Source organism: Achromobacter sp. B7 (assembly GCF_003600685.1).
In the GTDB taxonomy this organism is placed as follows: Bacteria; Pseudomonadota; Gammaproteobacteria; order Burkholderiales; family Burkholderiaceae_B; genus Achromobacter; species Achromobacter spanius_B.
Genome location: NZ_CP032084.1, coordinates 5,925,784 through 5,952,275 on the forward strand (window position 1 = coordinate 5,925,784; position 26,492 = coordinate 5,952,275).

A 26,492-nucleotide genomic window follows, 5' to 3' on the forward strand; every position below is an offset into this window, starting at 1 on the left:
CATACACCGGCCGGCAATCCTTGTCCGGAGGTAGCAGCATGTCCCAGTTGAATGGAAAAGTGGCCGTCGTCACAGGCGCGGCCAGCGGCATCGGCAAAGAAATTGCGCTGACCCTGGCGCGCGCGGGCGCCACCATCGCCATTGCCGACTTGAACCAGGCCGGCGCGGACGCGGTCGCGAAAGAAATCGAGCAGGCCGGCGGCAAGGCGATGGGTGTCGCCATGGACGTCACCAGCGAAGACGCCGTGAACCAGGGCATCGACAAGGTGGTGGCCGCCTACGGCAGCATCGACATCCTGATCTCGAACGCCGGCATCCAGATCGTCAATCCCATCGAGAACTTCGCTTTTTCCGACTGGAAAAAGATGCAGGCCATTCACGTGGACGGCGCCTTCCTGACCACCAAGGCGGCGCTCAAGCACATGTACAAGGACGATCGCGGCGGGGTGGTGATCTACATGGGATCGGTGCACTCGCACGAGGCCTCGCCGCTGAAATCGGCCTATGTCGCCGCCAAGCATGCGCTGTTGGGTCTGGCGCGCGTGCTGGCCAAGGAAGGCGCCGCGCACAACGTGCGCTCGCATGTCATCTGCCCGGGGTTCGTGCGCACGCCGCTGGTCGAAAAGCAGATCCCCGAGCAGGCCAAGGAACTGGGCATCAGCGAAGAAGACGTGGTCAAGAAAGTCATGCTGGGCAACACGGTGGATGGCGTTTTCACCACGGTCGAAGACGTCGCCCAGACGGCGCTTTTCCTGTGCACCTTCCCCAGCGCGGCCCTGACCGGCCAGTCGTTCCTGGTCAGCCATGGCTGGGTGATGCAGTAGGGAAACGCGCAGCGCGGCGGCCGGCCCTATGCCAAAATCGCGCCCATGCCGATTGATAACCGCCTGACTCCCAACGCCCTCGCCGCCCACACGGCCGCGCTGCCCGCCGCCTGGGCGGCGGCCTTCAAAGACCCCGCCGTGGCCGATGCCCTGGCGCGGGCCACCGCCCATGTTGAAAAGCGCCTGGTCGAAGGCGCCGTCGTCTATCCCGCCACGCCGCTGCGCGCGCTGCACGGCATGGCGCCCTCGGATGTGCGCGTCGTGATCCTGGGGCAAGACCCGTACCACGGCCCCGGCCAGGCTCAAGGCCTGGCGTTTTCGGTGCCCGACGACTGCAAGCGCCCACCCAGCCTGCGCAACATCTTCAACGAGATCGCCCAGGAATACCCAGCTACCCCTATCCCCGCCAGCAATGACCTGAGCCCGTGGGCGGAACAGGGTGTATTGCTGCTGAACACCTGCCTGACGGTCGAGGACGGCCAGCCCGCCTCCCATGCCAAGCGCGGCTGGGAAACGGTGACGGATGCATTGATCGCACTGGTCGCGCAAGACCCCTCGCCCAAGGTGTTCATGCTGTGGGGCGCCCATGCGCAGGCCAAGCGCTTGTTGCTGCCGGACAACAACGGCCATCTGGTGCTGATGGCGAACCACCCCTCCCCGCTGTCCGCCCGCAGGCCGCCCGTCCCGTTCCTGGGTTGTGGGCACTTTCAGATGACCAACGCGTGGCTGGTGAACCAAGGGAAAAACCCTATTGATTGGGGACTGGACAAAAAAATAATTCCCTTGCAAGGCGAAATCGGGTTATGATCGCCGCACTGCACAAAACGAGTTCGGCATTTACCGCTTTGATTTAGCGGAATTTTTTGCAGTCTGCCAGGCAAGCTAGCCTGGCCCCCATGCCGAACTATCATCGATTCCTGACCTCCTTTCCTTTCGCCCTGCGTTCCAATCTGTATAAGAGAACGCGCCACGCGCACGGTTGATTCGGTCGGCACGATGCTCCATCAACCGTCGCCTGGATCCGGCCGCCTACTCCCCTGGCCCGACCAAGCACTGCGTCGCATTGTCTGCGGCAAGGGAAAGTAATGTCTTTCGAAACTCTGGGTCTTGCACCCGCTCTGTTGTCGGCCGTTCAAGAAGCTGGCTTCAATACCCCCACCTCCGTCCAAGCCGCTGCCATTCCGCAAGCGCTGGCCGGTCACGACCTGATGGTTTCCTCGCAGACGGGCAGCGGCAAGACCGCCGCCTTCATGCTGCCGGCCCTGCACCGTATTGCCCAGATGCCCGCCAACAAGGGCGTCGGCGTGCAAGTGCTGGTGCTGACCCCCACCCGCGAACTGGCTCTGCAAGTCACCGAAGCCACGGCCACCTACGGCCGCAAGCTGGCTGACCTGCGCACCGCCACCGTCGTGGGCGGCATGCCCTACGGCGCCCAACTGAAGGCCCTGTCGCGTCGCGTTGACGTGCTGGTCGCCACGCCGGGCCGCCTGATCGATCACCTGCAATCGGGTCGCGTCAAGCTGAACACCGTGCACACGCTGGTGCTGGACGAAGCCGACCGCATGCTGGACATGGGCTTCATCGAAGACATCGAAACCATCGTCAGCCGCCTGCCGGAAGATCGTCAGACGCTGCTGTTCTCGGCCACGCTGGACGGCACGATCGCCAAGCTGGCTGCGAAGATGATGCGCGACCCGCAGCGTATCGAGATGGCCGGCGCCAAGGAAAAGCACACCAACATCACGCAAAGCCTGCTGTACGCGGACGACGCCAGCCACAAGATGCAATTGCTGGATCACGTGCTGCGCGACGCCAAGCTGGATCAGGCCATCGTCTTCACGTCCACCAAGCGTGGCGCTGACGACCTGGCCGATCGCCTGGCCGACCAAGGCTTTGCCGCCGCTGCCCTGCACGGCGACATGAACCAGCGCCAGCGCACCCGTACGCTGTCGCAACTGCAACGCGGCCAGCTGCGTATTCTGGTTGCCACCGACGTTGCCGCCCGCGGCATCGACGTGCAAGGCATCAGCCACGCCGTTAACTTCGACCTGCCGATGCAAGCCGAAGACTACGTGCACCGTATCGGCCGTACCGGCCGCGCCGGTCGCAGCGGCCTGGCGTTCACGCTGGCTACGCACTCCGAGCGCCACAAGGTTCGCCGTATCGAGCACTACATCGGCCAAACGATTACGCCGGAAACCATCGCCGGTCTGGAACCCAAGCGCACGCCGCGTCCGTCGGCCGGCGGCAGCGGCGCCCCGCGTGGCGGCAAGCCGTTCGGCAAGCGTCCTGGCGGTTTCGGTGGTTCGCGCCATGAAGGCGGCGGCTACCAAGGCAACCGCGAAGGCCGTTCGTTTGGCGGCCCGCGTGAAGGCGGCGCACCCCGTGGCGAATTCAAGCCGCGTGAAGGTGGTTACCAAGGCAACCGCGACAGCGCCCCGCGCGAAGGCGGCTACCAAGGCAATCGCCCCTTCGGCGACCGCCCGGCCCGTTCGTTCAGCGATCGTCCCAGCTTCGGTGATCGTCCCCAGCGCGAAGGCGGCTACCAGGGCAATCGCCCGTTCGGCGACCGCCCCCCGCGTGAAGGCGGCTTCCGTGGTGGTGACCGTGACGCCCGCCCCAGCTTCGGCGGCGACCGTCCCAGCTTTGGTGACCGCCCCCAGCGCGATGCCCGCCCGTTCAGCGAGCGTGCTCCCCGCGAAGGTGGTTTCCGCGGCGCTGACCGTGACGCCCGCCCCAGCTTTGGCGATCGTCCTGCCCGTGAAGGCGGTTTCCGTGGCGGCGACCGTCCGGAAGGCGGCTTCCGCGCCAAGCCCGCATTCGACAAGCGCCCCGGCGGCCCCGCCAAGCGCTTTGCCAAGCCGGCTGATCGTCGCGGCTAAATCGCCCCGCTAAGCCCGCAGTAAAAAACCCCGCGTTCGTCGCGGGGTTTTTTTGTTCATTGTGCATTACCGTCGCCAGACACCCGCCCGCAGCCGGACGGCTACGCCTTTTTTTGGGAAAATGCCGTCATGCCTACGCTAGAACCCGCCATGCAACGCCCTGCCCCCGCCAACCTGCCCCCGTTGTCACCCGCCGCCCAGGCGCATAGCGACGCCGCCGCCGCACAGCTGCGCGCCGCCATTACGGCCAATGGCGGCTGGTTGCCGTTTGACCACTGGATGGCGCAGGCGTTGTACGCGCCGGGGTTGGGCTATTACGCGGCCGGCAACGTCAAGTTGGCCGATGGCGAGGACGACGCCAAGGCGCCGGCGGGCGACTTCGTCACCGCGCCGCAACTGACCCCGCTGTTTGCCCGCACCGTTGCCCGTCAGGTTGCGCAGGTGCTGCGGCAGACGCAGACACAAGCCGTACTGGAATTTGGCGCGGGCACGGGCGCCCTGGCCGAAGGCGTGCTGCGCGAGCTGGATGCGCAGGGCCTGGACCAGACGCAATACCTGATCCTGGAAGTGTCTGCCGACTTGCGCGCGCGCCAAGCCGAACGCCTGGCCGCTTTCGGGGACCGCGTGCAATGGTTGGACGCCTTGCCCAACGCCTTCGCCGGCTGCGTGCTGGCCAACGAGGTGCTGGACGCGATGCCCGTATCGCTGTTTTGCTGGAGCCAGGACGGCGCCGTGATGGAGCGCGGCGTGGCGCTGGACGCGCAGCAGCACTTCGTCTGGAGCGACCGCCCCGCATCGCCTGCCTTGGCCGAAGCCGTCGCCGCGCGCATGCCGGCATTGCCCGGCTACGTGTCCGAAATCAATCTGCAGGGCGAAGCCTGGATTGCCGCGATGGGCAGTTGGCTGGAGCGCGGCGCGGCGCTGCTGGTGGACTACGGATTTCCGCGCAGCGAGTTCTACCATCCGCAACGCGCGGGCGGCACGCTGATGTGCCATTTGCGTCATCACGCGCACGGCGATCCCTTCACCGCGCCGGGCTTGCAGGACATTACCGCGCACGTGGATTTCACCGCCATGGCCGATGCGGCGCTGGAAGCCGGCCTGCAAGTGCTGGGCTACACGTCGCAGGCGCGCTTCTTGATGAACGCCGGGTTGATGGATTTGCTGGGCCAGTTGGACCCGTCGGATGTGCAGCAATACGCGCAGGCTGTGGCGCCGGTGCAAAAGCTGCTGTCCGAGGCGGAAATGGGCGAGCTGTTCAAGGTGCTGGCCGTGGGCCGTGGCATCACGGAACCGCTGACAGGTTTTTCACGCGGCGACCGTTTGGGCAAGCTGTAGCGGCGGGCCATGCTATAGCGGCGGGCAAAGTTGTGGCGGCGTGCCAAGCCGTCCGGCTGGCACGCCGAGCTATCCGGCTCGCAGCCGGTGCAGCCTTGCTTGCCGGACACTGTCCTTGATGCGCGCCGGGTCGCCCGCGCACGCTTTCGCAATGGCGCCTGCGTCCACACCGCGCACCGCATCCACTCTTGCCTGCCAGGCGCCCATGTCCACCGGGCGCAGGATGGCGGCGGTTTTCAGCAGGTCGAAAAAGCGCTCGGGCTTGCGCAGCGCGTCGGCGCGTTCCATCAGCGCAAGCTGCGCCTCGGTGGCGTCGTTGTTGTTGGCGGCTTGTTCAGCCGCGTCCAGGCCCAGCAATACCTCGGGCAACAAACGCGCATAGTCGTTGCATTCGGTGGGCACGCGCATGCGTCGGCCCAGCGCCTCGCGCTCGGGCGTCAGGCGGCACAGCAGCGCGTATCGGCCGGCCACCGACACCCCCAGCCCGGCCGCGCGATCCACATCGGCACCCACGTCGGCAACGCCTTGCAATTCGGGCATCACGCGCGCCAATGCGCCGGAATCTTGCAGCACATCCAGCATGCGCGACGGCTTTTTAGCCATCAGCCCGCGCGACAATTCCTTCCACACCCGTTCGGCGACCAACGCGTCGGCCTCTCCCGCGTCGACCATCGCGCGGCAAAGCGCCATCGTCTCGGGCGCCACGGAAAAATCATCAAAGCGGGCGGCGAAGCGGCCCAGCCGCAGGATGCGAACCGGGTCTTCCTGGAAGGCTTCGCCCACGTGGCGAAACACGCGCGCGTGCACGTCGGCCACGCCGCCCAACGGGTCTACAAGCGTGCCGTCCTGCGTCTGGGCGATGGCGTTGACCGTCAGGTCGCGACGCCGCAAGTCTTCTTCCAGCGTCACGTCGGCGCCGGTGTAGAACGTAAAGCCCTTGTAGCCACGGCCCGACTTGCGCTCGGTGCGCGCCAGGGCGTATTCCTCTTTGGTGCGCGGGTGCAGGAACACGGGGAAATCCCCGCCGACGGGGATGAAACCCCGGCGCACCATGTCTTCGGGCGTTGCGCCCACCACCACCCAATCGTCGTCACCCGGCTTCAAGCCCAGCAGCGCGTCACGCACCGCGCCGCCCACGATATACACCTGCAAGCCGTTGATGGCGGGGTCCTGCGTCATGGAATCGAGGTACTTTCTGCGCCCAGCGGCACGATGTTGCCCAGGCGCTCTTTCAGGGACTGCGGCTGGCCGGTGAACATTGCCGCGTAATACACCGAGTTGGACATCACGTTCTTCACGTAATTGCGCGTTTCGTTGAAGGGGATGGTCTCGGCAAAGATCGCGCCTTCGACGGGATGCGAGAACGTCGAGCGCCAATTGTGCGGACGCCGCGGCCCGGCGTTATAGCCCGCGCTGGCCAGCATCTGCGACCCGTTCAGGTCGCGCAGCACCATGTTCAGGTAGTTGGTGCCCAGTTCGGTATTGGTGTCGAAATCGTTCACGCTGGCGGGCGTGAAATCGGTCATGCCGATCTTGCCCGCCACCCACTTGGCCGTGGCCGGCATCAGTTGCATCAGGCCCGAGGCGCCCACGTGCGAACGCGCGTCCATGATGAAGCGCGATTCCTGGCGGATCAAACCGTAGACCCATGCCGGGTCCAGCGCGATGGCGTTGGCCTTGGCGGTGACACGGCCTTCAAACGGCGCGATGAAACGCTGGCTGAAGTCGAACTCTTTTTCGGTGCGATCCGACGTGTTGACCACGCGGTCGTAGATGTTTTCGGCACGGGCCAATTCGGCGGCCGCCATCAATTGGCGGTCGCTCATGCCGCGCAGCGTGAAGTTCCATTCCGGCACCGCTTCGGCACGCCAGCCCAGGCGGAACAACTGCACGGCGCGCTGCAAGCCGGGGTTGGCGCGGGCCTCGGCGATTTCGCGGTCGTTGATGGGCGCCGGGCGCGGCGGCACATTGATGCGGCGGCCCAACTCTTCGGCCGACAGCTGGCCGTAGAAATCGAAGCGGTCGGCGATGCTGGCATACAAGGCGTTGGCTTGATCCTTGCGGCCAGTGGCCGCCAGGCCGCGCGCCTTCCAGTACACCCAAGACGTGTCGTTGCGCTGCGCGGGCGGCATCTCGTCGATGGATTCGATCACCCACTTCCAGTCGATCTTGGGTTGGCGCAATGCGGCGCGCACCTTCCAGCCGGCGTTGTATTCCGTCATGCGGATGTGGCCGGCTTCGTGATACCAGTCGTCGGCGCGGCTATCGAGCTTCAGCGCGGCCATCAGGGCGTATTGCCCGCGCACCCAGGCCAGGTTGGGCTTGGACATGGACTTGGCCCATTCGCGGCGCAGGTAGGAATCGGCCACGCTGACATCCGATCGCGCCAGCCGCGCCAAGGCGATGGTGACCAGTTCTTTTTCGTTGCGGCCCACCGGCATGCGGTCTTGGCGGGTCAGCCATTTCATCGGGTCCTTCATCAGGACGTCGTACGTTTTCAGGTCGCGCGGCTCGAACATGTACTGCACCAGCTTGCGCGCGTCCGTCGTCTTGTCGGCCTCGATGGCGTCGCGCAGTTGCGGTTCCAGCTGTTCCCAGCCCAGGATGCCGTCGGCCACCAATTGGTCGTACAAGGCCCAGCAGGCGCTGCCGGGCGCGAAGGCGGACATGGCTTGCGCGGCGGTCGCGCGCTGGCCGGTCATGTGCTTGGCGTCAAGAATGGCGCATTCGATCTGGGCGTTGCTGTTCTTGACCGGCGCCAGCTTGCGCACGGTTTCGAAATCGCCACTGCGGGCGGCGGCCAGCAGCCAGTCGCCCCGCAGCCGGTCGGCCAGGTAGGCGTCGCCATTGCTGCTGATGAAGCGTTGCAGGTCGGCCGTGGGGCGGCCGGTGGCCGGCGGCGTCCAGAGCTGATAGCGCAGCAGCCAGTATTCGGGGTACATGCCCAGCGTGTCGGACTTGGCTTGCGGCACCAACGCGCCCAGGATGGACCACTGCTTGCGGTTCATGGCTTCGCGCGCGGCCACGACGGCGGCCAGGGCGGGCGTGTCGGCGGTAGGGGGCAGGCCGGCCAGCACGGCGGGCGGAACGGCAATCAGCGGCTGTGCCGCCGATTGCGCCGACTGCACGGGCGGCTGGGGTTGCGTGTTGATGGCGGCGCTGCGCTGTTGCGCATCCACCGGCGCACAGGCGGCGGTGAACAGCGCCAGCAACGGCAGCCAGCGGCGCAGGGCCAGGCGGGTGTCGGGCGTATCGGGCGTGTCAGGCTTGTCCCTGGCTTGCGGGGATTTCCGTTGGATTTTCTGATACCGTCCAGATTGCTGCGCACGTGTCATGCCGCGTCCCTGATTTGCCGTCATACGAAGGCCTTGCCACACAGCTGCACGACATTGCCCGACAGCCGCATGGCCGATGGCATGTCCGCGTGCATGTCCACGTGCATGTCCACGTGCATGTTCGTGTACATATCCGTACACATGCCTCTATTCCGCATGCCCGATTCCAGCACGTTCGCCTTCATTGTCCACCCCCATTACAGCCACTGCATGACTACGCAAAATACTCCAAAGGATACCGCAGTCCAGCACCGCACGCGATTGCGGAAACTGCGTGCCGAAATGCTTGAAGACCAGCGCAGCCGCGGCGGTTTGTTGATGCGCGCGCGCCTGTTCACCTGGCTGAATGTGGCCCGCGACGAAGCTGTGCGCGCCGGCCGCCCCGCCCCCGCCACGGTCGCCGCGTTCTGGCCCATGGACGACGAGCCCGACCTGCGCCCCCTGCTGACGCAGTGGGTCGAAAACGGCGTCGGCGTGGCGCTGCCCGTGGTGCGCGAGCGCAATGCGCCGCTGGCCTTCCTGTCCTGGACGCCCGACGCCGAGCTGCGAGCCGGCCCCTACGGCATCCAGGAACCCGTTGCCGGCCCGGACGTGCTGCCCGACGTGGTGCTGGTGCCCACCCTGGGTTACACGGAACACGGCGACCGCCTGGGCTATGGGGGCGGCTACTACGACCGCACCCTGGCCGCGCTGCGCGAGCGCGGACATCCTTTCATCACCATCGGCATCGCCTGGAGCTGCGGCGAGCTGGATGCCGACTACCAGGCCGCTCCCCACGACTTCCCGCTGGACGCCGTGCTGACGCAAGACGGCTGGGTGCCCGAGGCGCCGCTGTCCCAAGGCGGCCCCGGCGGCACCACCTTGCATACGTTCCGCATGAACTGACGCACCAGATGCGCCCGGCGGCGCGCACCAAAGCGGTGCCATCGGTCGCAGCGGGGATGGCGTTTTTGCGTCCTTCAGAGGATATTGTGCCCACGGGCCCTGTGTCCCCGAAAGCTGGCATGCAGGTTGCTTATTGTTTGTGACCGGCCAATCATCGGCCGGGTTGACCGCGTGCAAGCCGGCCACCACAAGCCGGCAGCAGGCACAGCATCGGAGGAGCCATGAAGGACAGACCATCCCGTCCCGCCGCTTATGACGAAATGCGCGACAGCGCAGGCGGCATACGCTCCCAATACCAGGCGTTCGAACGCTGGCACCAAGAGCAGTCGGCCGAGGCCATGGCCGTGCGCCGGCTGGAAGCCGACCTTAGCTTTCGCCGGGTCGGCATCACGTTTTCCGTCGCCGGCGACGCCGCCGGCACCGAACGCCTGATCCCGTTCGACCTGATCCCGCGCATCATTCCCGCCGACGAATGGCGCCACCTGGAAGCCGGCCTGAAGCAGCGCGTGCGCGCGCTGAACATGTTCATCCACGACATCTACCACGGCCACGACATCGTGCGCGCGGGCATCGTGCCGGCCGAACAGGTATTCCTGAACGCCCAGTACCGCCCCGAAATGCAGGACGTGGACGTGGCCGAGGACATCTACTGCCACATCGCCGGCGTGGATATCGTGCGGGCCGGCGCGGGTGAATTCTATGTGCTGGAAGACAACCTGCGCGTGCCCTCGGGCGTGTCGTACATGCTTGAAAACCGCAAGATGTCGATGCGGCTGATGCCCGACGCGTTCAGCCGCATCAAGGTCGAACCGGTGGCGCACTATCCCGACCTGCTGCTGGACAACCTGCGCGAAGTGGCCCCGCATGGCGGCGACGATCCCACCGTGGTGGTGTTGACGCCCGGGATGTACAACTCGGCCTACTTCGAACACGCGTTCCTGGCCCAGCAGATGGGCGTGGAACTGGTCGAAGGGCAAGACCTGTTCGTGGAACAGAACACCGTCTACATGCGCACCACGCAAGGCCCGCGCAAGGTGGACGTTATCTACCGCCGGCTGGACGACGATTTTCTGGACCCGCTGTCGTTTCGGGCCGATTCGGCGCTGGGCGTGCCCGGCCTGCTGTCCGTTTACCGCGCGGGCCGCGTCACGCTGGCCAACGCCATCGGCACCGGCATCGCCGACGACAAATCCACCTATCTCTACGTGCCGGACATGATCCGGTTCTATCTCAGCGAAGAGCCCATCCTGTCCAACGTGCCAACCTGGCGTTGCGGGCGGCCTGATGAACTGTCACACGTGCTGGCCAACATGCACGACCTGGTGGTCAAGGAAGTGCATGGCGCCGGGGGCTACGGCATGCTGGTGGGCCCGTCCGCCAGCCGCGCCGAAGTCGAGGCCTTCAAGGAACGCGTGCGCGCCAACCCGGCCAACTACATCGCGCAACCCACGCTGGCGCTATCTACCGTGCCAACCTATGTGGAATCCGGCGTCGCGCCGCGCCACATCGACCTGCGCCCGTACGTGCTGTGCGGCAAGGACATCCGCACGGTGCCCGGCGGCCTGTGCCGCGTGGCGCTGACCGAAGGCTCGCTGGTGGTCAACAGCAGCCAGGGCGGCGGCACCAAAGACACCTGGGTTCTGGAGGACTGAACATGCTGAGCCGAACCGCCGACAACCTGTTCTGGATGTGCCGCTACATTGAACGCGCCGAAAACACGGCGCGCATGCTGGACGTGAACCTGCAAATGTCGCTGCTGCCGCAAGACCCGCAAACGCGCGAAGGGTCGTGGCTGGGCGTGCTGCGCATCTCCGAGCTGCAAGGGCTGTATCAAACCAAGTACGCCTCCATCTCGCCCAACGACGTGTTGCAGTACATGGTGCGTGATCCGGAGAACGCATCGTCGATCTATTCCTGCATGCGCGCGGCCCGGGAAAACGCGCGCGCCGTGCGCGGCAGCCTGACCACCGAGGTCTGGGAAACCTACAACACCACCTGGCTGGAATTGCTTAAGCATTTGCATACCGGCCTGCTGGAACGCAACCCCGGTGAGTTTTTTGAATGGGTGAAGTTCCGATCGCATCTGGCGCGGGGCGTCACGATCGGCACGATGCTGGAAGACGAGGCGCTGTATTTCCTGCGCATCGGCATGCACCTGGAACGCGCGGACAATACCGCCCGGATGCTGGACGTGAAATTCCACGAACGCGGCAGCCAGGCCACGACGGAAGCGCGTGGCGAAGGCTCAGGCACCGCGGCGCTGCAAAGCGAGTTCTATCGTTGGTCGGCACTACTCAGTTCAGTGTCCGGGCTGGAGATCTACCGCAAGGTGTACCGCGACGTCATCACGCCGGACCGCGTGGCCGAGCTGCTGATCCTGCACCCCGACATGCCGCGTTCGCTGCTGTCGTCGATGCGTGCCGTGTCCGAAGACCTGGCGCGCGTTTCCAACCAACGCTCAACCGAGACCCAGCGCCGCGCGGGCATGCTGTGCGCCGAGCTGCAATTTGGCCGCGTCGAGGACATTCTGGATAGCGGCCTGCACCAATACCTGGACCATTTCCTGGACCGCATCAACGATTTGGGCAACCGGATCAGCCAGGACTTCCTGGTCCCGCTGTCGGCATAACACGGAGACAGCCCCATGAAACAGTTCATCACGCACGTCACGCACTACCGCTACACGGCGCCGGTTACCTACAGCATCCAGACGCTGCGCATGACCCCGCGCGACGACGAACACCAACGCGTGCTGCGGTGGCACATCGAAGCGCCCGGCGCGTTGGAAAAGCAGGTGGACGCGTACGGCAACATCACCCACACGCTGACCTTGAACCGCCCGCACACCGATATCGAACTGCGTGTGGTCGGGCAGGTGCAGGTGGCGCCGCTGACGCGTGGCCTTTTAGGTAGTGCAGACAGCCGCCTGCCCGTGCACGCCTATTGCGTGCAGACGCCGTTGACCCAGGCGGACGACACCATTCTGGCCTTTGTGCGCGGCGTGCTGCCCAATGGCCTGGGCACCCAGGACGACATCCTGGCGCTGGCCAACGCCATCAGCGACCGCGTGGCGTACGAACCCGGCACCACCGACGTGACCACGGCCGCCAACCAGGTGCTGGCGATGGGCCACGGCGTCTGCCAGGACCACGCCCACCTGTTCCTGGCCTGCGTGCGCGGGTTGGGCGTGCCCGCGCGCTACGTCAGCGGCTACGTGCACACCACCACCGAACACTCGGCCAGCCACGCCTGGGCCGACGTGTTTTTGCCCGACATCGGCTGGACCAGTATCGACGTCACCAACCGCCAATTCGCATCCGACAGCCATTGCCGCCTGGCCGTGGCGCGGGATTACGATTCCGCCTCGCCCGTGCGCGGCGTGCGCAGCGGCGGGGGTGAAGAATCCATGGAGATCAGCGTGCAGGTGCAGACGTCCGGCCAGCAATAACCGCCGCGCCCACGCCGCAATACAATGCGGCGTGGTTTCTTTGAATGATCGATCATGACCTATTGCGTAGCCGCCCGCCTTGATGCCGGCCTGGTTTTCCTTTCTGACTCCCGCACGAACGCCGGCGTCGACCAGATCAGCGTCTTCCGAAAAATGACCGTGTTCGAGCGCCCGGGCGAGCGCGTCATGGTGCTGATGAGCTCGGGCAACCTGGCCGTCAGCCAGGCGGTGCTGCATGCGCTGGCGCGCCAGCACGACGAAGGCGGCGACACCATCTGGAACGCGCCCGACCTGTTCGAGGCCACCCGCTGCGTGGGCGCGGCGGTGCGCGAGGTCTACCGCCGCGAGGCGCCCGCGTTGCAGGAACAGGGCGTGGAGTTCAACGTCAGCCTGATTTTCGGGGGACAGATCGGCACGGAAGGCTGCCGGCTGTTCCAGGTCTACGCGGCCGGCAACTTCATCGAAGCCAGCCAGGAATGCCCGTACTTCCAGATCGGCGAAGCCAAGTACGGCAAGCCCATCCTGGACCGCGTGCTGCGCCCGGACACGTCGCTGGACGAGGCCGCCAAGTGCGCGCTGATCTCCATGGACTCGACCTTGCGGTCAAACATCTCGGTGGGCCTGCCGCTGGACCTGCTGGTCTACGACACCGACACGCTGCGCGTGACCCACTTTGCCAGCATCGACGAACGCAACGAGTATTTCCGCATGATCCGGGGCACCTGGGGCGAGCGCCTGCGCCAGGTCTTTGCCGAAATTCCAGACCCGCTGTGGACCAACCCCAACGACCCCGGTTCGCTGGTGCCACCCAGCCGCGTGCACCAGCCGCTGCGTGTTGAACCCGTCAATGCGCCCCCGGCCAGCAGCTATCCCGCGCCGCAAGTGCTGGCCGAGGATCCAGGCAAGGATCAGGCCAGTTAGGCGGCAAGCGGCAAGCGGCAAGCGGCAATCCCCGTTACATCACCAGCGATCCGCGCCAGCCAAGCGGCAATCCGCGTTAACCCGCCTTTCCGCCCGCTGAAACCTGGCTTGAAAAACGGCGAATTCTCATCCTTGTTCCGACGGGCCACACTGGGGTCCATCAAAAAACCACAAGGAGCGAGACATGCCCCATCATTTCGCGCGCGTGGCCGATCGCGCCTCCGTTCGCGCCTCCCTTCGCGCCTCCCTTCGCGCCTCCCTTCGCGCGACCATTCGCGCCTCTATTCGCGCCTCTATTCGCGCCGCCTGGCCGGCACTGGCCCTGTCCTGCCTTGCCTGGGGCTCCGCCAGTGCGCAAGGCGCTTACCCGAACCACCCCATTTCGCTGGTCGTGCCGTTCGCCGCTGGCGGGCCGACGGACGTCGTGGCGCGCAGCCTGGGCGCGTCCATGGCCAAGACGCTTGGGCAAAGCGTCATCATTGAAAACCGCACCGGCGCGGGCGGCACGCTGGCCTCGCAGCATGTGGCGCGCGCGGCGCCGGACGGCTACACGTTCCTGATCCACCACAACGGCATGGCGACCGCGCCGGCCCTGTATCGCAAGCTGTCGTTCAACCCGCTGACCGACTTCGCTTACGTCGGCCAGGTGGCGGACGTGCCCATGACGCTGCTGGGCCGCAAGGACTTGCCGGCCGACGGCATGGCGGGCTTTATCAAGTACGCGCGTGAAAACGGCAACAAGATCAACCTGGCCAACGCGGGCCTGGGCGCGGTGTCGCAGCTGTGCGGCATGCTGTTGCAGGAATCGCTGGGCGTGCAGTTCACCACCGTGCCCTATGCCGGCACGGCGCCCGCGATGACGGCGCTGCTGGGCGGCCAGGTAGACGTGCTGTGCGACCAGACCACACAGACCATCCCGCAGATCAAGGCCGACCGCGTCAAGCTGTTCGGTGTCACCACACTGGACCGCATCAAGACGCTGCCGGACGCGCCGACGCTACAGGAAGGCGGTTTGAAGGGCTTTGAGGTGAAGGTGTGGCATGGCGTCTATGCGCCCAAGGGTACGCCGCCAGAAGCCATCAACAAGTTCAACGCGGCGTTGCGCGCGGCGCTGAAGGACCCGGCGTTCTCGCAAAAGATGGCAGAGCTGGGCGCCGAGATCGTGCCGGAATCCAAGCAGACACCCGAAGGCCTGCAAACCTGGCTGCAAGCCGAGGTAGACAAGTGGGGCACCGTCATCCGCAAGGTAGGGGTGTACGCGGATTAAAAAAAAGGGGGGCATTTCTGCCCCCTTCTGCTTGCCGGATACCGCTTAGCGCTTAGCGCTTAGCGTTTACCGATTACCGATTACAGCGCCAGTTCCTTCCACACCGCCAGCGGGGCTTCCGCGTGGTTCAAGGTGTAGAAGTGCAGTCCGGGCGCGCCGTTGTCCAGCAGGGTCTGGCACAACTCGGTCACCACATCCACGCCAAAAGCGCGGATGGATGCCTTGTCGTCGCCAAACTCGGCCAGGCGCAGGCGGATCCAGCGCGGCACTTCGGCGCCGCACATTTCCGAGAAACGCAGCAGCTGGGTGTGGTTCGTGATGGGCATGATGCCCGGCACGATCGGCACCTTCACGCCCTTGGCCTGGGCCCGGTCGACAAAGTCGAAATAGGCGTCGGCGTTAAAGAAGTACTGCGTGATGGCCGCATCCGCGCCCGCGTTTACCTTGGCCACGAAATGGTCCAGGTCAAGCGACGGGTTGGCGGCCTGCGGGTGCATTTCGGGATAGGCCGCGACTTCAATGTGGAACCAGTCGCCCGTTTCCTCGCGGATGAACGACACCAGTTCGTTGGCGTAGCGCAGTTCGCCCGCATCGCCGCCCATGCCCGAAGGCAGGTCGCCACGCAGCGCCACCACGCGCCGCACGCCTTCGTTCTTGTAGGTTTGCAGAATGTCGCGCAGATCCTGCCGCGTGGCGCCCACGCAAGACAAGTGGGGCGCGGCATCGCAGCCCAGGTTACGCAGCGTGCGCACGGCGTCGGCCGTGCCGGCGCGCGTGGAACCACCCGCGCCGAAGGTCACGCTGACGTACTTGGGCTGGATGGCCAGCATCTGCTTGGCCGCGCGAACCAGCCGTTCCTGACCAGCCAGGTCACGCGGCGGAAAGAACTCCAGGCTGAAAGCAGGGGAAGTCGAGTCAGACATTAGGGGATCAGTTTGGTAAGCAGGCCAGAGATGATGCTGTACAGAATGGCACCGCCCACGGCCCACCAGAACCCGTTGACCTGGAAGCCCTTCAGCACGGAGCCGACGAACCAGAACAACAAGGCGTTGATGACGATAAGGAAGAGCCCAAGGGTGACGATCGTGATGGGCAGCGTCAGCAGCACCAGCACCGGCTTGACCAGCATGTTCACCAGACCCAGCACCAGCGCGGCGATCAGCGCAGACCCGAAACTGGCCACGGCAATGCCGGGCAAGAGGTAAGCAACAGCCAGCAGGGCCACCGCGTTCAGAATCCAGACGAGTATCAATGTCACCATGTTCGAACTCCTGTATTGACGCTCCGCGGCCCTGGCTTCGACAGACAAAAACAGGGAAATCCGCGGTTCGGAAAACCCGCGCCAACATGGCGCGGGTCTTTCCTATTGTGCTTTCAACCCATCAATAACGGTAGTGCTCGGGCTTGAAGGGGCCTTCGACCGGCACGTTGATGTAGTCGGCCTGATCCTTGCGCAGCGTCGTCAGCTTCACACCCAGCTTCTTCAGGTGCAGGCGGGCAACCTTTTCGTCCAGGTGCTTGGGCAGCACATAGACTTCGCCCGACTTGTAGGCTTCGTTGCGCGTGAACAGTTCGATCTGGGCGATGGTCTGGTTGGCGAACGAAGACGACATCACGAACGACGGGTGGCCGGTGGCGCAACCCAGGTTCACCAGGCGGCCCTGGGCCAGCAGGATGATGCGCTTGCCGTCCGGGAAGATCACGTGATCGACTTGCGGCTTGATCTCTTCCCACTGGCAATCGGCCAGGCCGGCAACGTCGATTTCGTTATCGAAGTGGCCGATGTTGCAGACGATCGCCTGGTCCTTCATGGCGTTCATGTGCTCACGCGTGATGACGTGGTAGTTGCCGGTGGCGGTGACAAAGATGTCGCCATGCGCGGCAGCCTCGTCCATCGTCACGACCTTGAAGCCTTCCATCGCGGCTTGCAGGGCGCAGATCGGGTCGATTTCGGTGACCCAGACCTGCGCGCGCAGCGCGACCAGCGCCTGGGCGCAGCCCTTGCCCACGTCGCCGTAGCCGGCCACGACGGCGATCTTGCCGGCAACCATCACGTCGGTGGCGCGCTTGATGCCGTCAACCAGCGATTCGCGGCAGCCATACAGGTTGTCGAACTTGGACTTGGTGACCGAGTCGTTGACGTTGATGGCGGCAAAGGCCAGCTCGCCCTTTTGCGACATCTGGTACAGGCGATGCACGCCCGTGGTCGTTTCCTCAGTCACGCCCTTGATCTGCGCCAGGCGGGTGGAATACCACTTCGGATCACGCTTGAGCGTTTCCTTGATGGCGGCAAACAGGATGCGTTCTTCGTCGCTGCCCGGGTTGGCCAGCACCGACAGGTCTTTCTCGGCCTTGGTGCCCAGGTGCAGCATCAACGTGGCGTCGCCGCCATCGTCCAGGATCATGTTGGCGTGCTGGCCATTGGGCCATTCGAAGATCTTGTGGGTGTACTGCCAGTACTCTTCCAGCGTTTCGCCCTTGACGGCGAAGACCGGCGTGCCCGACGCGGCGATGGCGGCGGCGGCGTGGTCTTGCGTGGAGAAGATGTTGCACGAGGCCCAGCGCACTTCGGCGCCCAGGGCCACCAGCGTTTCGATCAACACGCCGGTCTGGATGGTCATGTGCAGGCTGCCCGCGATGCGCGCGCCCTTGAGCGGCTGCGCGGCGGCGAACTCTTCGCGGATGGCCATCAGGCCGGGCATTTCGGTTTCGGCGATGGCCAGTTCACGACGGCCCCAGCCTGCCAGCGACAGGTCGGCAACCAGGTAATCGGAGAAGGATTTATCAGTTACAGCGTTCATGGTGTGTAGGCTCCACGTGAATTTCGAACGGCGCACGATATGGCCGGACAACGCGAATACACCACGACAGTCGAGTGCTCGCCTTTCCCGCCATATGCGACAAAGGTGAGCGCCGTTGCTGTAGCGACGCGCAAGGCGCGGCGCTTGAACAAGGATTCCTGAGCCTGGCGAGCCGGGTTCCGCGTAGATGTGCACGATGTGCCGTGCAAGGCGGTAACCACGGGGTCGTCGCAACGCTCCTCAGGATTGCCGGGGATTGTACCGGTTTGGCCGGGGGTGCGGAAACCCGTCCCTGAAAAAAAACGCGCGTCATCCCGCCTGCGCGGGCGTGGGCCGGGAGGTCGATTCCGGCGGCAGCGGCTTCAATGGCACCAGGGCATCCAGCAACGAGGTCGCCACGGCATCCCAGCTGCGGGTCAACGCGTGCGCGCGCACCGCGTGGCGGTCCAGCGGCAAGGCGGCGCGGCAAGCATGCGCCAGGTCGTCGTCCAGGCAGCCGGTCACGCCGGGCGTCACCACCGCCAGCGGCGCCTCGCTGCGAAAGGCCGCCACGGGCGTGCCGCAGGCCATCGCTTCCAGCATCACCAGGCCAAACGTGTCGGTCAAACTGGGAAAGACGAACACGTCGGCAGCGCCATACAACGAAGGCAGCGCATCGTCCTGTTGCATTCCCAGGAATACCGCATCGGGAAAGCGTTTTTTCAGCCGAGCCTCATCCGGGCCGGCGCCCACCACGACCTTGCTGCCCGGCAGGTCCAGCGCCAGGAACGCGTCCAGGTTCTTTTCCCGCGCGACGCGACCCACACTCAGGAAAACCGGGCGGGGCAGATGGGCGAAAGCCTGGCTGGCGCTGGGTTGGAATTTGCGCGGGTCCACGCCGCGCGACCAGATGCGCAAGTTGCTCAAGCCGCGCCGCACTAGCACATCGCGCACCGTGGGCGTGGGCACCAGCACGCATCGCGACGGCCGGTGGAACCAGCGCAGATACCGCCACGGCAAGGCGGCGGGTATGCCCATGCGCGCTTGCAGGTAATCGGGGAACATGGTGTGGAACGACGTGGTGAACGCCCAGCCGCGCGACAGGGCCATGCGTCGCGCCGCCAGCCCCAGCGGGCCTTCGGTGGCGATGTGCAGGGCGTCGGGGATGGTGTCGCCCAGGATGCGGCGCAGTTGCCGCCCGGGTTGCAGGCAGAGCCGCAGATCCGGCTCGGATGGCGCCGGCACGGTGCGGCTGCCTTCCGGGCTGACCACGATCAGTTCGTGACCCCATTCCTGCAGGATCTGCCGCATGGTCGTCCAGGTGCGGACGACGCCGTTGACTTGCGGATGCCAGGCATCCGTGACCAGGACGATGCGCATGATAAGGCCGGAAGTGGGCGATACCGCGATTTAGCCCGCTTCATATGACATGACCAAGACGGCGGCGATGATCGGCCGCTGGGCGCGGTCACCCGCGCCGCAATGCGCCTTTCAGTTATTGCGCCGGGGATACCCCTGCGCCTTGATGCGCACCCATACGTCGCGCTTTTCCTCTTCCGTCATGAAGACCCAGTTGGCCACTTCCATGGCCGTGCGGCCGCAACCCCGGCAGATGTCATCGAACAGCGTCGAGCACACGGCCACGCAGGGGGAGTCGGTTGCCTTGAAGACGCGTTGCGCGTCGTCGGGGTCGGGTAGTTCGGAAAGGTTGGCGAAGTGGCGATTCATGGGGCGAAGGTTACCACCAGGGTTGTGTCCCTTTTTGGATAGCCCTATCGCCCGCCAAGGCTTGATTGACGCCTGCCGCCTATCGCCATCCGAAGAAGGCGCCGGCCTCTTGCAGCAGCGCGTCGGGGCACTCTTCGGCCAGGTAATGCGCCCCCGGCAAGGGGTCGCCCGACACGTCATCGGCGATGGCGCGCCATAGCGCCAGCACGTCAAAATTCTTGCCCACCGCGCCGCGTTCGCCCCACAACGCCCGCACGGGCATGCGCAGCCTTTCGCCGTTGGCGCGGCCGGCGCGGTCATGGTCCAGGTCCACCGTGGCGGATGCGCGATAGTCTTCGCAAAGACCGGTGGCCCAGCCCGGCAGGCGCGCCGCGCGTTCGTATTCGGCCATCGCCTCGGCGGAAAAATGCGCCAGCCCGCCGGGCCGGCCGCCCATCACCGACCGCAGATAGAACACCGGATCATGCTCGATCATCGTCTCCGGCCCGGGCGCGGGCTGGATCAGCCAGAACCAATGGAAGTACGCCTGAGCGAACGCGCGCGTCGTGCCCTCGTACATGTCCAGCGTCGGCGCGATATCCAGCAGCATCATGCGCGACACGGCCTCGGCATGGTCCAGGCCCATCCGGTGCGCCACGCGCGCGCCGCGGTCGTGCGCCAGCACGTCGAAGCGCGCATGGCCCAGCGCTTGCATCAGCCCAACCATGTCGGCCGCCATCTCGCGCTTTGAATGCGCAATGTGGCCGGGCGAGGCCGCAGGCTTGGTGCTGTCGCCATAACCCCGCAAATCGGCCGCCACGCAGGTGCGATGCTGCGTCAAGGCCGGCCACACGCGGTGCCAGATGGCGCTCGTTTGCGGGTGGCCGTGCAGCAGCAGCAACGGCGGGCCCGCCCCGTCGATGCGCGCGGCGATCTCAACGCCATTGGTCTGGATACGGCGCACCGGCAAGTCGAAGAATGCGGTCATGGATACTGCCTCCTTGTGGATTTATCGTGCTGCCCGGTCCAGGCGGTCGCGCACGGTGCGCGCCACATCCTTCATCCACGGATGCCGCGCCCAATGGGCCGCCTCAAACCGTTCAACATCGGGCAATTGCAGCAGCGACGCGCCCACCATGTCCTGGCCTTGCGCGTACATGCGGCGATGGCGTTCGGGCAGCGCAAAGCCTGCCGTCCAGCCATCCGCCGCGCGCACCTGCCCCGCCATGACGTCGATGGTCACGCGGTTGCCGTCCGATTCCTTCGTATTGGACACCCGCGCGAGCAAGGCGTCGACTTCCAAGGCGGGCAGGCTGACCAGCAGCAAGCCGTTGTTGACCGCGTTGAAGTAGAAGATCTCGCCAAAGCTGGGCGCGATCACGGCGCGGATGCCAAATTGCTGCAAGCCCCACACCGCGTGTTCGCGGCTGGAGCCACAGCCAAAGTTGGGTCCGGCCACCAGCACCGACGTGCCCGCGTAAGCGTCCTGGTTCAGCACAAAGTCCGCACGCGGTGCGCCATGCTCGTCAAAGCGCAGGTCGTACAGCAGGCCACGGTCCAGCCCCGCCTTGTCGATGATGCGCAAAAACTGCTTGGGCATGATCTGGTCGGTGTCCAGATTGGAAAACGGCAGAGGCGCGGCCACGCCTTCGATCAACGGGTTCATTTGGCAAGGCTCCATTCGCGGACATCGACAATGCGGCCGGCCAGCGCGGCGGCGGCGGCCATGGCGGGGCTCATCAGGTGCGTGCGCCCTGCACGCCCCTGGCGGCCTTCGAAATTACGGTTGGTGGTGGACGCGCAGCGCTCGCCGGGCCGCAGCACATCGTCGTTCATGGCCAGGCACATCGAACAGCCGGGTTGCCGCCATTCGAAGCCCGCTTCGATCAGCACCGCCGCGAGTCCTTCGGCCTCGGCTTGCGCGCGCACCGCGCCCGAGCCCGGCACGACCATGGCGCGCACGCCATCGGCCACTTTTCTGCCGCGCGCCAGGTCGGCCACGACACGCAGGTCTTCGATGCGCCCGTTGGTGCAGGACCCGATGAACACGCGGTCCACCGGCACGCCCGCAATCGGCGCCCCCGCTGCCAGGCCGATGTAGTCCATCGCCTTTTCCAGCGCCAGCCGCGCCAGCTGATCGGGTTCGGCTTGCGGGTCAGGCACGTGGCCCGTGATCGGCAGCGCCTGGTCGGGGCTGGTGCCCCACGTGACAAACGGCGCGATGTCGGCGGCGTTGAACGTGTGTTCCACGTCAAAGGCCGCATCCGAGTCGCTGCGCAAGGTGGCCCAGTACGCACGCGCCTGCGTCAGCAGGTCGCCATGCAGTTGCGGCGCGTGCGCGGTCACATAGGCGTCGGTGGTGGCGTCCGGGGCGATCAGCGCGGCGCGCGCGCCGGCCTCCACCGTCATGTTGCACAAGGTCATGCGGGCCTCGGCGGACAGCGCCTCGATAGCGTGGCCGCTAAATTCCACCGCGTGCCCGCGCGCGCCTTGCGCCCCGATCCGATGCACCAGATAAATGACCAGGTCCTTGGCGGACACGCCCACGCCCAGCGTGCCGTCCACGCGGATGCGCAGGTTACGCGCCACGCGGTACACCAGCGTCTGCGTGGCCAGGATGTGTTCAACCTCGGACGTGCCGATACCAAAGCCCAGCGCCCCCAGCGCGCCGTAGGTGGTCGTGTGGCTGTCCCCGCACAACACCACCATGCCGGGCAGGATCATGCCGTGCTCGGGCGCGATCACGTGTTCGATGCCCTGCAACGGGTCGGTCGTATCGAACAGCGCAATGTGCTGCGCATCGCAATTGCGCTTCAAGTTCACGGCCTGGCGCGACGAGGCTTCATCGGCAATCACGCGCAACGCCGACGGCACGGGATGCGTGGGGATGATGTGGTCCACCACCGCCATCTGCTGCCCTGGCCGCAACACGGCCCTGCCGCGCGCGGCCAGTCCGCTGAAGGCTTGCGGGCTGGTGTATTCGTTCATGATGTGCAGATCGACGTACAGCAGGATGTGCTCGTCATCGATGCGGGCCACCTCATGGCTGGCCACCAGTTTGTCGTACAGCGTCATGCCGGGCATGTCTTGCTTCCTTATGTCTTGCCTGATTGCTTGATTGCTTGATTGCTTGCTTGCCTGAAGCGGGGCGCCCGCCTTGCCGACGGACGGGTCTTGCTGCGTCTTGCTGTGTCTTGCTGTGTTTTCTGGGCCGGCGCAGTGGGCCGGCTCAGTCAGCCGGCTCAGTTCGCCTGGATGCCGGCGTCCTTCACCACCCCTGCCCAGCGCGTCATCTCGGCGGCCACCATGTCGTCCGTCTTGGCGGGTGTGGAGACCAGCGGGTCAAAGCCTTCGCGCTGCATGCGCGCCTTGAGCTCCGGCGATTGCAGCGCCTGGGCCAGCTTTGCGTTCAAGGTGTCGATCACCGGCTGCGGCGTACCGGCCGGCGCGCTGATGACGAACCAGGTGTTGAACTCATACCCGGGCAAGCCGGATTCCGCGATGGTCGGCACATCGGGCAACAGCGGCGAACGCGTGGTGCCCGTCACGCCAAGCGCACGCAACTTCTTGCCGTCCACCTGCGGCTTGGCGGCCGACAGCACTGGAAAGCTCATCTGCACTTGCCCGCTGATGGTGTCGACCATGGCCGGCCCGCCGCCCTTGTACGGCACGTGCAGAATCTGCGTCTTGGACACCGACTTGAACAGCTCCGCCGCCATGTGGAAGGTGCTGCCCGTGCCCGCCGAGCCAAAGCTCAGATCGTTGGCGGGCCGCGCGCGCACATAGGTCAGCAGTTCACCGACGTTCTTCACGGGCAGGGCGTTGGTCACCGTCAGCACATGTTGCGACGTACCCACCGTGCCCACCGAACGCAGATCCTTCTTCGTATCGAACGGCATGTCCTTGAACAGCGCCGGGTTGATGGCCAGCGACATCGTGTTGATGGCCAGCGTGTAGCCGTTGGGCTGCGCGCGCGCCACGGCGGCCATGCCGATGTTGCCCGACGCGCCCGCGCGGTTTTCAACGATCACGCTTTGCCCCAGCGCGCGCGCCCACGCGTCCGAGATCAGCCGCGCGGCGATATCGACGCTGCCGCCGGGCGCAAACGGCACAACCAGCGTCACGGCGCGGTCGGGAAATGCGTCGGCGGCGGCAGCCGGCAGGCTCCAACAGGCGCCAGCAACTAGCGCCGCGCACCAGGCGCGGGTGGTCGGTTTGATCTTCATGCGTTGTCTCCTCGATTGGCCGCGTTGATGGGAGGTCCCGTGCGGCTCTGCTTGGGTGAGGCCAGTGTATAAGCGGGGTCGATTCTTATAATTCGCGGTAAAACGAATTCTTTATTAAATTGAATTTATAAATCCCCCTACGCGCCTGCCCGCGCTGCCTGCCATGGACGCCCTTTCCGATCTCGCTTTCTTTTCGTTGGTGGTCAAACACGGCAACCTGTCCGCCACCGCGCGCGAACTGGGCCTGACCCCGCCCGCCGTCAGCGCGCGGCTGGCCAGGCTGGAACAGCGGCTGGGCGTACGCCTGCTGAACCGCACCACGCGCCGCGTCAGCGTCACGCAAGAAGGCGAGCTATATCTGGCCGAGGGCGGCCGCATCCTGGCCGACCTCGAAGCGCTGGAACGCTCGGTATCCAGCGCCCGCGCCCAACCCCAAGGCCTGCTGCGGCTGAACGCCACCTTCGGCTTCGGCCGCGCCCACATCGTGCCCGCCGTATCCGACTTCGCGCGGCAGTACCCCGACGTGGAAGTGTTGATGCGGCTGACGGACCGGCCGCTGAACCTGATCGAAGAAGGGTTCGACGTTGCCGTGCGCTTCGGCGACCTGCCCGACGCCCGCCTGACGGCCCGCAAGATCGCCTCCAACCGCCGGCTGCTGTGCGCCTCGCCGCGCTACCTGGACACCTACGGCGAACCCCGCACGCCGGGCGAGCTGCAACGCCACCGCTGCATCGTCGTCCGCGAAAACGACGTCGCCTACGGCACCTGGCGCCTGCAAGCCGGCCAACGCGCCGAAACCGTAAAGGTGCGCGGCCCGGTCAGCTCCAACGACGGCCAAAGCGCGCTGGAATGGGCACTGGACGGCCACGGCATCGTCATGCGCTCGGAATGGGAAACCGCCGCCTACCTGCGCGACGGCCGGCTACGCGAAGTGCTGGCCGACTGGCGCACTCCCCCCGCCGACATTCACGCGCTATACCCGGAACGCCTGAACCTGCCGGCCAAGACGGTGGCGTTCGTGGACTTTCTGGCCCAACGATTTGCGCGGTATCTGAAGGCGCCGGGCGGGGCGGGAGGAGCGTGGTGATGCAGGCCGCCGACACGGTCGTTTTGTAGCCCCGGGGCTACAAAACGCCCTGTCGTGGCAGATTTTGTAGCCGGCGGGCCACACGAAGCCTGATTCAGCCGCCGCGACGCCGTTTGGCCAATGAGTCCCCGGGGCTACAAAGGCAGTAAACTATCCTCATTTTGATGCCCAGGGGCTACAAACATGACCACGCTTGGCGATGTGGCAGAGATGCTTCGGTCAGCCCGCAAGGAAAGCGGCCTGACCCAGGAAGAAATGGCTCGGCGCGCCGATATCGCCCGGACGACCGTCGCGCGCATGGAAAACCTGGCCCGCAATGACATGAGCGTTTCGGCGCTCGTCCGCTTGCTCGAAGCAGCCGGCTACGACCTGAAAGTCGTCAAGGCCGGTCATCAGCGTACCTTGGACGACATCCTGGCTGAACAGCGGCGCGGGGAATGACCATGAAACTGGACGTGCACGTTCTCGGGCGCCATGTCGCCAAGCTCTACCGCGCGGGTGACGAGTACGTTCTCAAGTATCAGCCCGGCACACCCGACGACGCGTTCGTCAGTCTGGCCATGCCCGTGCGCGAAGAGGGCTGGCGCTGGCCGCGCGACCTTCATCCATTCTTTCGCCAGAACCTGCCGGAAGGACACTTGCTGGGCGTCATCCGAGAACTGTTCGGCCCTCTTATGGATGGCACGGACCTGTCTTTGCTTGCCGTTGTCGGGGCAGCGGGCATTGGGCGCGTGGCGGTTACGGCGGAAGGTGCCGCACCGGGCATGGCGCTGCCGCCGCTGAGTATTGAAGACCTGTTGACGGCAGAGAACACGGCGCCACGTTTCGAAGAACTGGTACGCGAATACGCGCGTAGCGCCATTTCGGGGGTCGTGCCGAAGTTTCTGGCGCCCGACGCCAAAGGCGGAGTCGGGCCCGATACCGTGAAAGCCACGCTTCGCACCACGCAACACATCATCAAGGGATCGGATGAGCGAACCCCTTATCTGGGGTTCAACGAATTTTTCACCCTTCGCGTCCTTCGACGCTTGAACGTCGTGCCTGTTGTCACTGCGCAGATGTCGGCGGATGGCCGGGTGCTGGTGGTCGACCGCTACGATGTCGACGCGACAGGTCAGCCGGCGTTTGGCGTGGAAGATGCTTGCAGCCTGCTCGGTTTGCCGCCTCATGAGAAATACAGCGCGACAACGGAACGTGTGTACAAGGCCACCCGAGACTACTTTCCACCGGCGGCGCTACGTGCGCAGAACCTGCACTATGCGTGGCATCTGCTCGCGAACTATGTGGTCCGTAACGCGGATTGCCATGCCAAGAACATCGCGCTGTATTACACGTCACGCGCCGATGTGGCTTACACGCCGATCTATGACGTCGTCACCACCCAGGCCTATCCCCAGTTCAGCAACAGCGCCCCTGCGCTATCTGTCGACGGGCGCAAGACGTGGGCGCCGGGAAACACGCTGGCCAGGGTCATGCTGGCCCGGCTAGGCATCGCTTCCAGGCAGTACCACGCCATGGTCGAACAACTATGTGAATCGGCCGTGGAGGTGGGCACTGAAGTCATCGAAGCGGCAAAGAACGAGCCGCAATGGCGTTGGATCGCCAAGCAAATGGTGCACGCCTGGAACGACGGCATGTGCGCATTGCGCAGTCCAAAGCTCGGTCGACAATATCGTGGCCTTGAAGACGCGATCGCCAATGCCGGCTATGAGGCCGCGGACACGCCGTTAAATACCCCGCGGGTCATCGGACGGTCCGACGGGCTGGCCGCGCCACGGCGGGCGTAGCCGCC

The 26,492-nt window shown here is 65.4% G+C and carries 25 protein-coding genes and 1 riboswitch; of the genes, 13 read left to right on the forward strand and 12 right to left on the reverse strand.

What is annotated here, in order from left to right:
• Positions 1–38: 38 nt before the first annotated feature.
• The 4 genes from DVB37_RS26795 (at position 39) to DVB37_RS26810 (ending at position 5,044) form a co-directional block, all read left to right on the forward strand.
• Complete coding sequence (locus tag DVB37_RS26795; protein WP_120157227.1) at positions 39–824, forward strand: 3-hydroxybutyrate dehydrogenase; 786 nt, start codon at positions 39–41, stop codon at positions 822–824.
• 45 nt (positions 825–869) lie between these two features.
• A complete protein-coding gene (locus tag DVB37_RS26800; RefSeq protein WP_120157228.1) occupies positions 870–1,631 on the forward strand; it encodes a uracil-DNA glycosylase in 762 nt (253 codons plus the stop codon).
• A 278-nt stretch (positions 1,632–1,909) separates the two neighbouring features.
• A complete protein-coding gene (locus DVB37_RS26805) occupies positions 1,910–3,706 on the forward strand; it encodes a DEAD/DEAH box helicase (RefSeq protein ID WP_046803027.1) in 1,797 nt (598 codons plus the stop codon).
• Between the two features lie 150 nt (positions 3,707–3,856).
• On the forward strand, positions 3,857–5,044 hold the full coding sequence (locus DVB37_RS26810; RefSeq protein ID WP_120157229.1) for a class I SAM-dependent methyltransferase: 1,188 nt from the start codon (positions 3,857–3,859) through the stop codon (positions 5,042–5,044).
• Between the two features lie 69 nt (positions 5,045–5,113).
• Here DVB37_RS26810 and DVB37_RS26815 read toward each other — a convergent pair whose 3' ends face one another.
• From DVB37_RS26815 to DVB37_RS28860, 3 genes are read right to left on the reverse strand one after another with little or no spacing between them, the layout of a single operon-like run.
• Positions 5,114–6,223: a CCA tRNA nucleotidyltransferase gene (locus DVB37_RS26815; RefSeq protein WP_120157230.1), complete on the reverse strand. Its 1,110-nt coding sequence runs from the start codon at positions 6,221–6,223 to the stop codon at positions 5,114–5,116.
• Positions 6,220–8,379: a lytic transglycosylase domain-containing protein gene (locus DVB37_RS26820; RefSeq protein WP_120157662.1), complete on the reverse strand. Its 2,160-nt coding sequence runs from the start codon at positions 8,377–8,379 to the stop codon at positions 6,220–6,222. Before DVB37_RS26820 ends, DVB37_RS26815 begins: the two co-directional genes overlap by 4 nt.
• Before the next feature lie 20 nt (positions 8,380–8,399).
• Positions 8,400–8,522: a hypothetical protein gene (locus DVB37_RS28860; RefSeq protein ID WP_256373868.1), complete on the reverse strand. Its 123-nt coding sequence runs from the start codon at positions 8,520–8,522 to the stop codon at positions 8,400–8,402.
• Between the two features lie 67 nt (positions 8,523–8,589).
• Here DVB37_RS28860 and DVB37_RS26825 point away from each other — a divergent pair, with 67 nt between their 5' ends.
• From DVB37_RS26825 to DVB37_RS26850, 6 genes are all read left to right on the forward strand, one after another.
• Positions 8,590–9,264 carry a 5-formyltetrahydrofolate cyclo-ligase gene (locus tag DVB37_RS26825; protein WP_120157663.1) on the forward strand — a complete coding sequence of 225 codons (675 nt, stop codon included), beginning with the start codon at positions 8,590–8,592 and terminating at the stop codon, positions 9,262–9,264.
• A 221-nt stretch (positions 9,265–9,485) separates the two neighbouring features.
• On the forward strand, positions 9,486–10,916 hold the full coding sequence (locus tag DVB37_RS26830) for a circularly permuted type 2 ATP-grasp protein (protein WP_046803025.1): 1,431 nt from the start codon (positions 9,486–9,488) through the stop codon (positions 10,914–10,916).
• A gap of 2 nt (positions 10,917–10,918) precedes the next feature.
• Positions 10,919–11,893: an alpha-E domain-containing protein gene (locus tag DVB37_RS26835; RefSeq protein ID WP_046803024.1), complete on the forward strand. Its 975-nt coding sequence runs from the start codon at positions 10,919–10,921 to the stop codon at positions 11,891–11,893.
• A 15-nt stretch (positions 11,894–11,908) separates the two neighbouring features.
• Positions 11,909–12,712, forward strand: a complete 804-nt coding sequence (locus DVB37_RS26840; protein WP_120157231.1) for a transglutaminase family protein — start codon at positions 11,909–11,911, stop codon at positions 12,710–12,712.
• A 54-nt stretch (positions 12,713–12,766) separates the two neighbouring features.
• Positions 12,767–13,633: a proteasome-type protease gene (locus DVB37_RS26845; RefSeq protein ID WP_046803022.1), complete on the forward strand. Its 867-nt coding sequence runs from the start codon at positions 12,767–12,769 to the stop codon at positions 13,631–13,633.
• 184 nt (positions 13,634–13,817) lie between these two features.
• Positions 13,818–14,900 (forward strand): tripartite tricarboxylate transporter substrate-binding protein, encoded by a 1,083-nt coding sequence (locus DVB37_RS26850; RefSeq protein ID WP_240434010.1) that lies wholly within the window; start codon positions 13,818–13,820, stop codon positions 14,898–14,900.
• Between the two features lie 80 nt (positions 14,901–14,980).
• Here the strand turns inward: DVB37_RS26850 and metF are convergent, their stop codons facing one another.
• The 9 genes from metF to DVB37_RS26895 form a co-directional block, all read right to left on the reverse strand.
• Positions 14,981–15,823, reverse strand: a complete 843-nt coding sequence (gene metF, locus DVB37_RS26855; protein ID WP_046803021.1) for a methylenetetrahydrofolate reductase [NAD(P)H] — start codon at positions 15,821–15,823, stop codon at positions 14,981–14,983.
• A complete protein-coding gene (locus DVB37_RS26860; RefSeq protein ID WP_006224804.1) occupies positions 15,823–16,158 on the reverse strand; it encodes a phage holin family protein in 336 nt (111 codons plus the stop codon). Before DVB37_RS26860 ends, metF begins: the two co-directional genes overlap by 1 nt.
• A gap of 124 nt (positions 16,159–16,282) precedes the next feature.
• Positions 16,283–17,701, reverse strand: coding sequence for an adenosylhomocysteinase (gene ahcY, locus DVB37_RS26865; RefSeq protein ID WP_046803020.1), 1,419 nt, complete (start codon positions 17,699–17,701; stop codon positions 16,283–16,285).
• A gap of 100 nt (positions 17,702–17,801) precedes the next feature.
• A riboswitch (S-adenosyl-L-homocysteine riboswitch) is annotated at positions 17,802–17,949 on the reverse strand.
• Between the two features lie 61 nt (positions 17,950–18,010).
• A complete protein-coding gene (locus DVB37_RS26870) occupies positions 18,011–19,060 on the reverse strand; it encodes a glycosyltransferase family 1 protein (protein ID WP_120157232.1) in 1,050 nt (349 codons plus the stop codon).
• Between the two features lie 111 nt (positions 19,061–19,171).
• The gene (locus DVB37_RS26875) at positions 19,172–19,408 is read right to left on the reverse strand and encodes a DUF1289 domain-containing protein (protein ID WP_046803018.1); all 237 of its coding nucleotides are present in this window, start codon (positions 19,406–19,408) and stop codon (positions 19,172–19,174) included.
• Between the two features lie 79 nt (positions 19,409–19,487).
• On the reverse strand, positions 19,488–20,375 hold the full coding sequence (locus tag DVB37_RS26880) for an alpha/beta fold hydrolase (RefSeq protein WP_120157233.1): 888 nt from the start codon (positions 20,373–20,375) through the stop codon (positions 19,488–19,490).
• A 21-nt stretch (positions 20,376–20,396) separates the two neighbouring features.
• The gene (gene leuD / locus DVB37_RS26885) at positions 20,397–21,053 is read right to left on the reverse strand and encodes a 3-isopropylmalate dehydratase small subunit (RefSeq protein ID WP_120157234.1); all 657 of its coding nucleotides are present in this window, start codon (positions 21,051–21,053) and stop codon (positions 20,397–20,399) included.
• On the reverse strand, positions 21,050–22,471 hold the full coding sequence (gene leuC / locus DVB37_RS26890) for a 3-isopropylmalate dehydratase large subunit (RefSeq protein ID WP_120157235.1): 1,422 nt from the start codon (positions 22,469–22,471) through the stop codon (positions 21,050–21,052). Before leuC ends, leuD begins: the two co-directional genes overlap by 4 nt.
• Positions 22,472–22,629: 158 nt before the next feature.
• Positions 22,630–23,613, reverse strand: coding sequence for a tripartite tricarboxylate transporter substrate binding protein (locus tag DVB37_RS26895; protein ID WP_046803014.1), 984 nt, complete (start codon positions 23,611–23,613; stop codon positions 22,630–22,632).
• A 163-nt stretch (positions 23,614–23,776) separates the two neighbouring features.
• Here DVB37_RS26895 and DVB37_RS26900 point away from each other — a divergent pair, with 163 nt between their 5' ends.
• The 3 genes from DVB37_RS26900 (at position 23,777) to DVB37_RS26910 (ending at position 26,487) form a co-directional block, all read left to right on the forward strand.
• Positions 23,777–24,700, forward strand: coding sequence for a LysR family transcriptional regulator (locus DVB37_RS26900; RefSeq protein WP_120157236.1), 924 nt, complete (start codon positions 23,777–23,779; stop codon positions 24,698–24,700).
• A gap of 183 nt (positions 24,701–24,883) precedes the next feature.
• Entirely contained in the window at positions 24,884–25,141 is a 258-nt protein-coding gene (locus DVB37_RS26905; RefSeq protein WP_046803012.1) for a helix-turn-helix transcriptional regulator, read from the forward strand.
• Between the two features lie 2 nt (positions 25,142–25,143).
• Positions 25,144–26,487, forward strand: a complete 1,344-nt coding sequence (locus tag DVB37_RS26910) for a type II toxin-antitoxin system HipA family toxin (protein WP_120157665.1) — start codon at positions 25,144–25,146, stop codon at positions 26,485–26,487.
• The last annotated feature ends 5 nt before the right edge of the window (positions 26,488–26,492 follow it).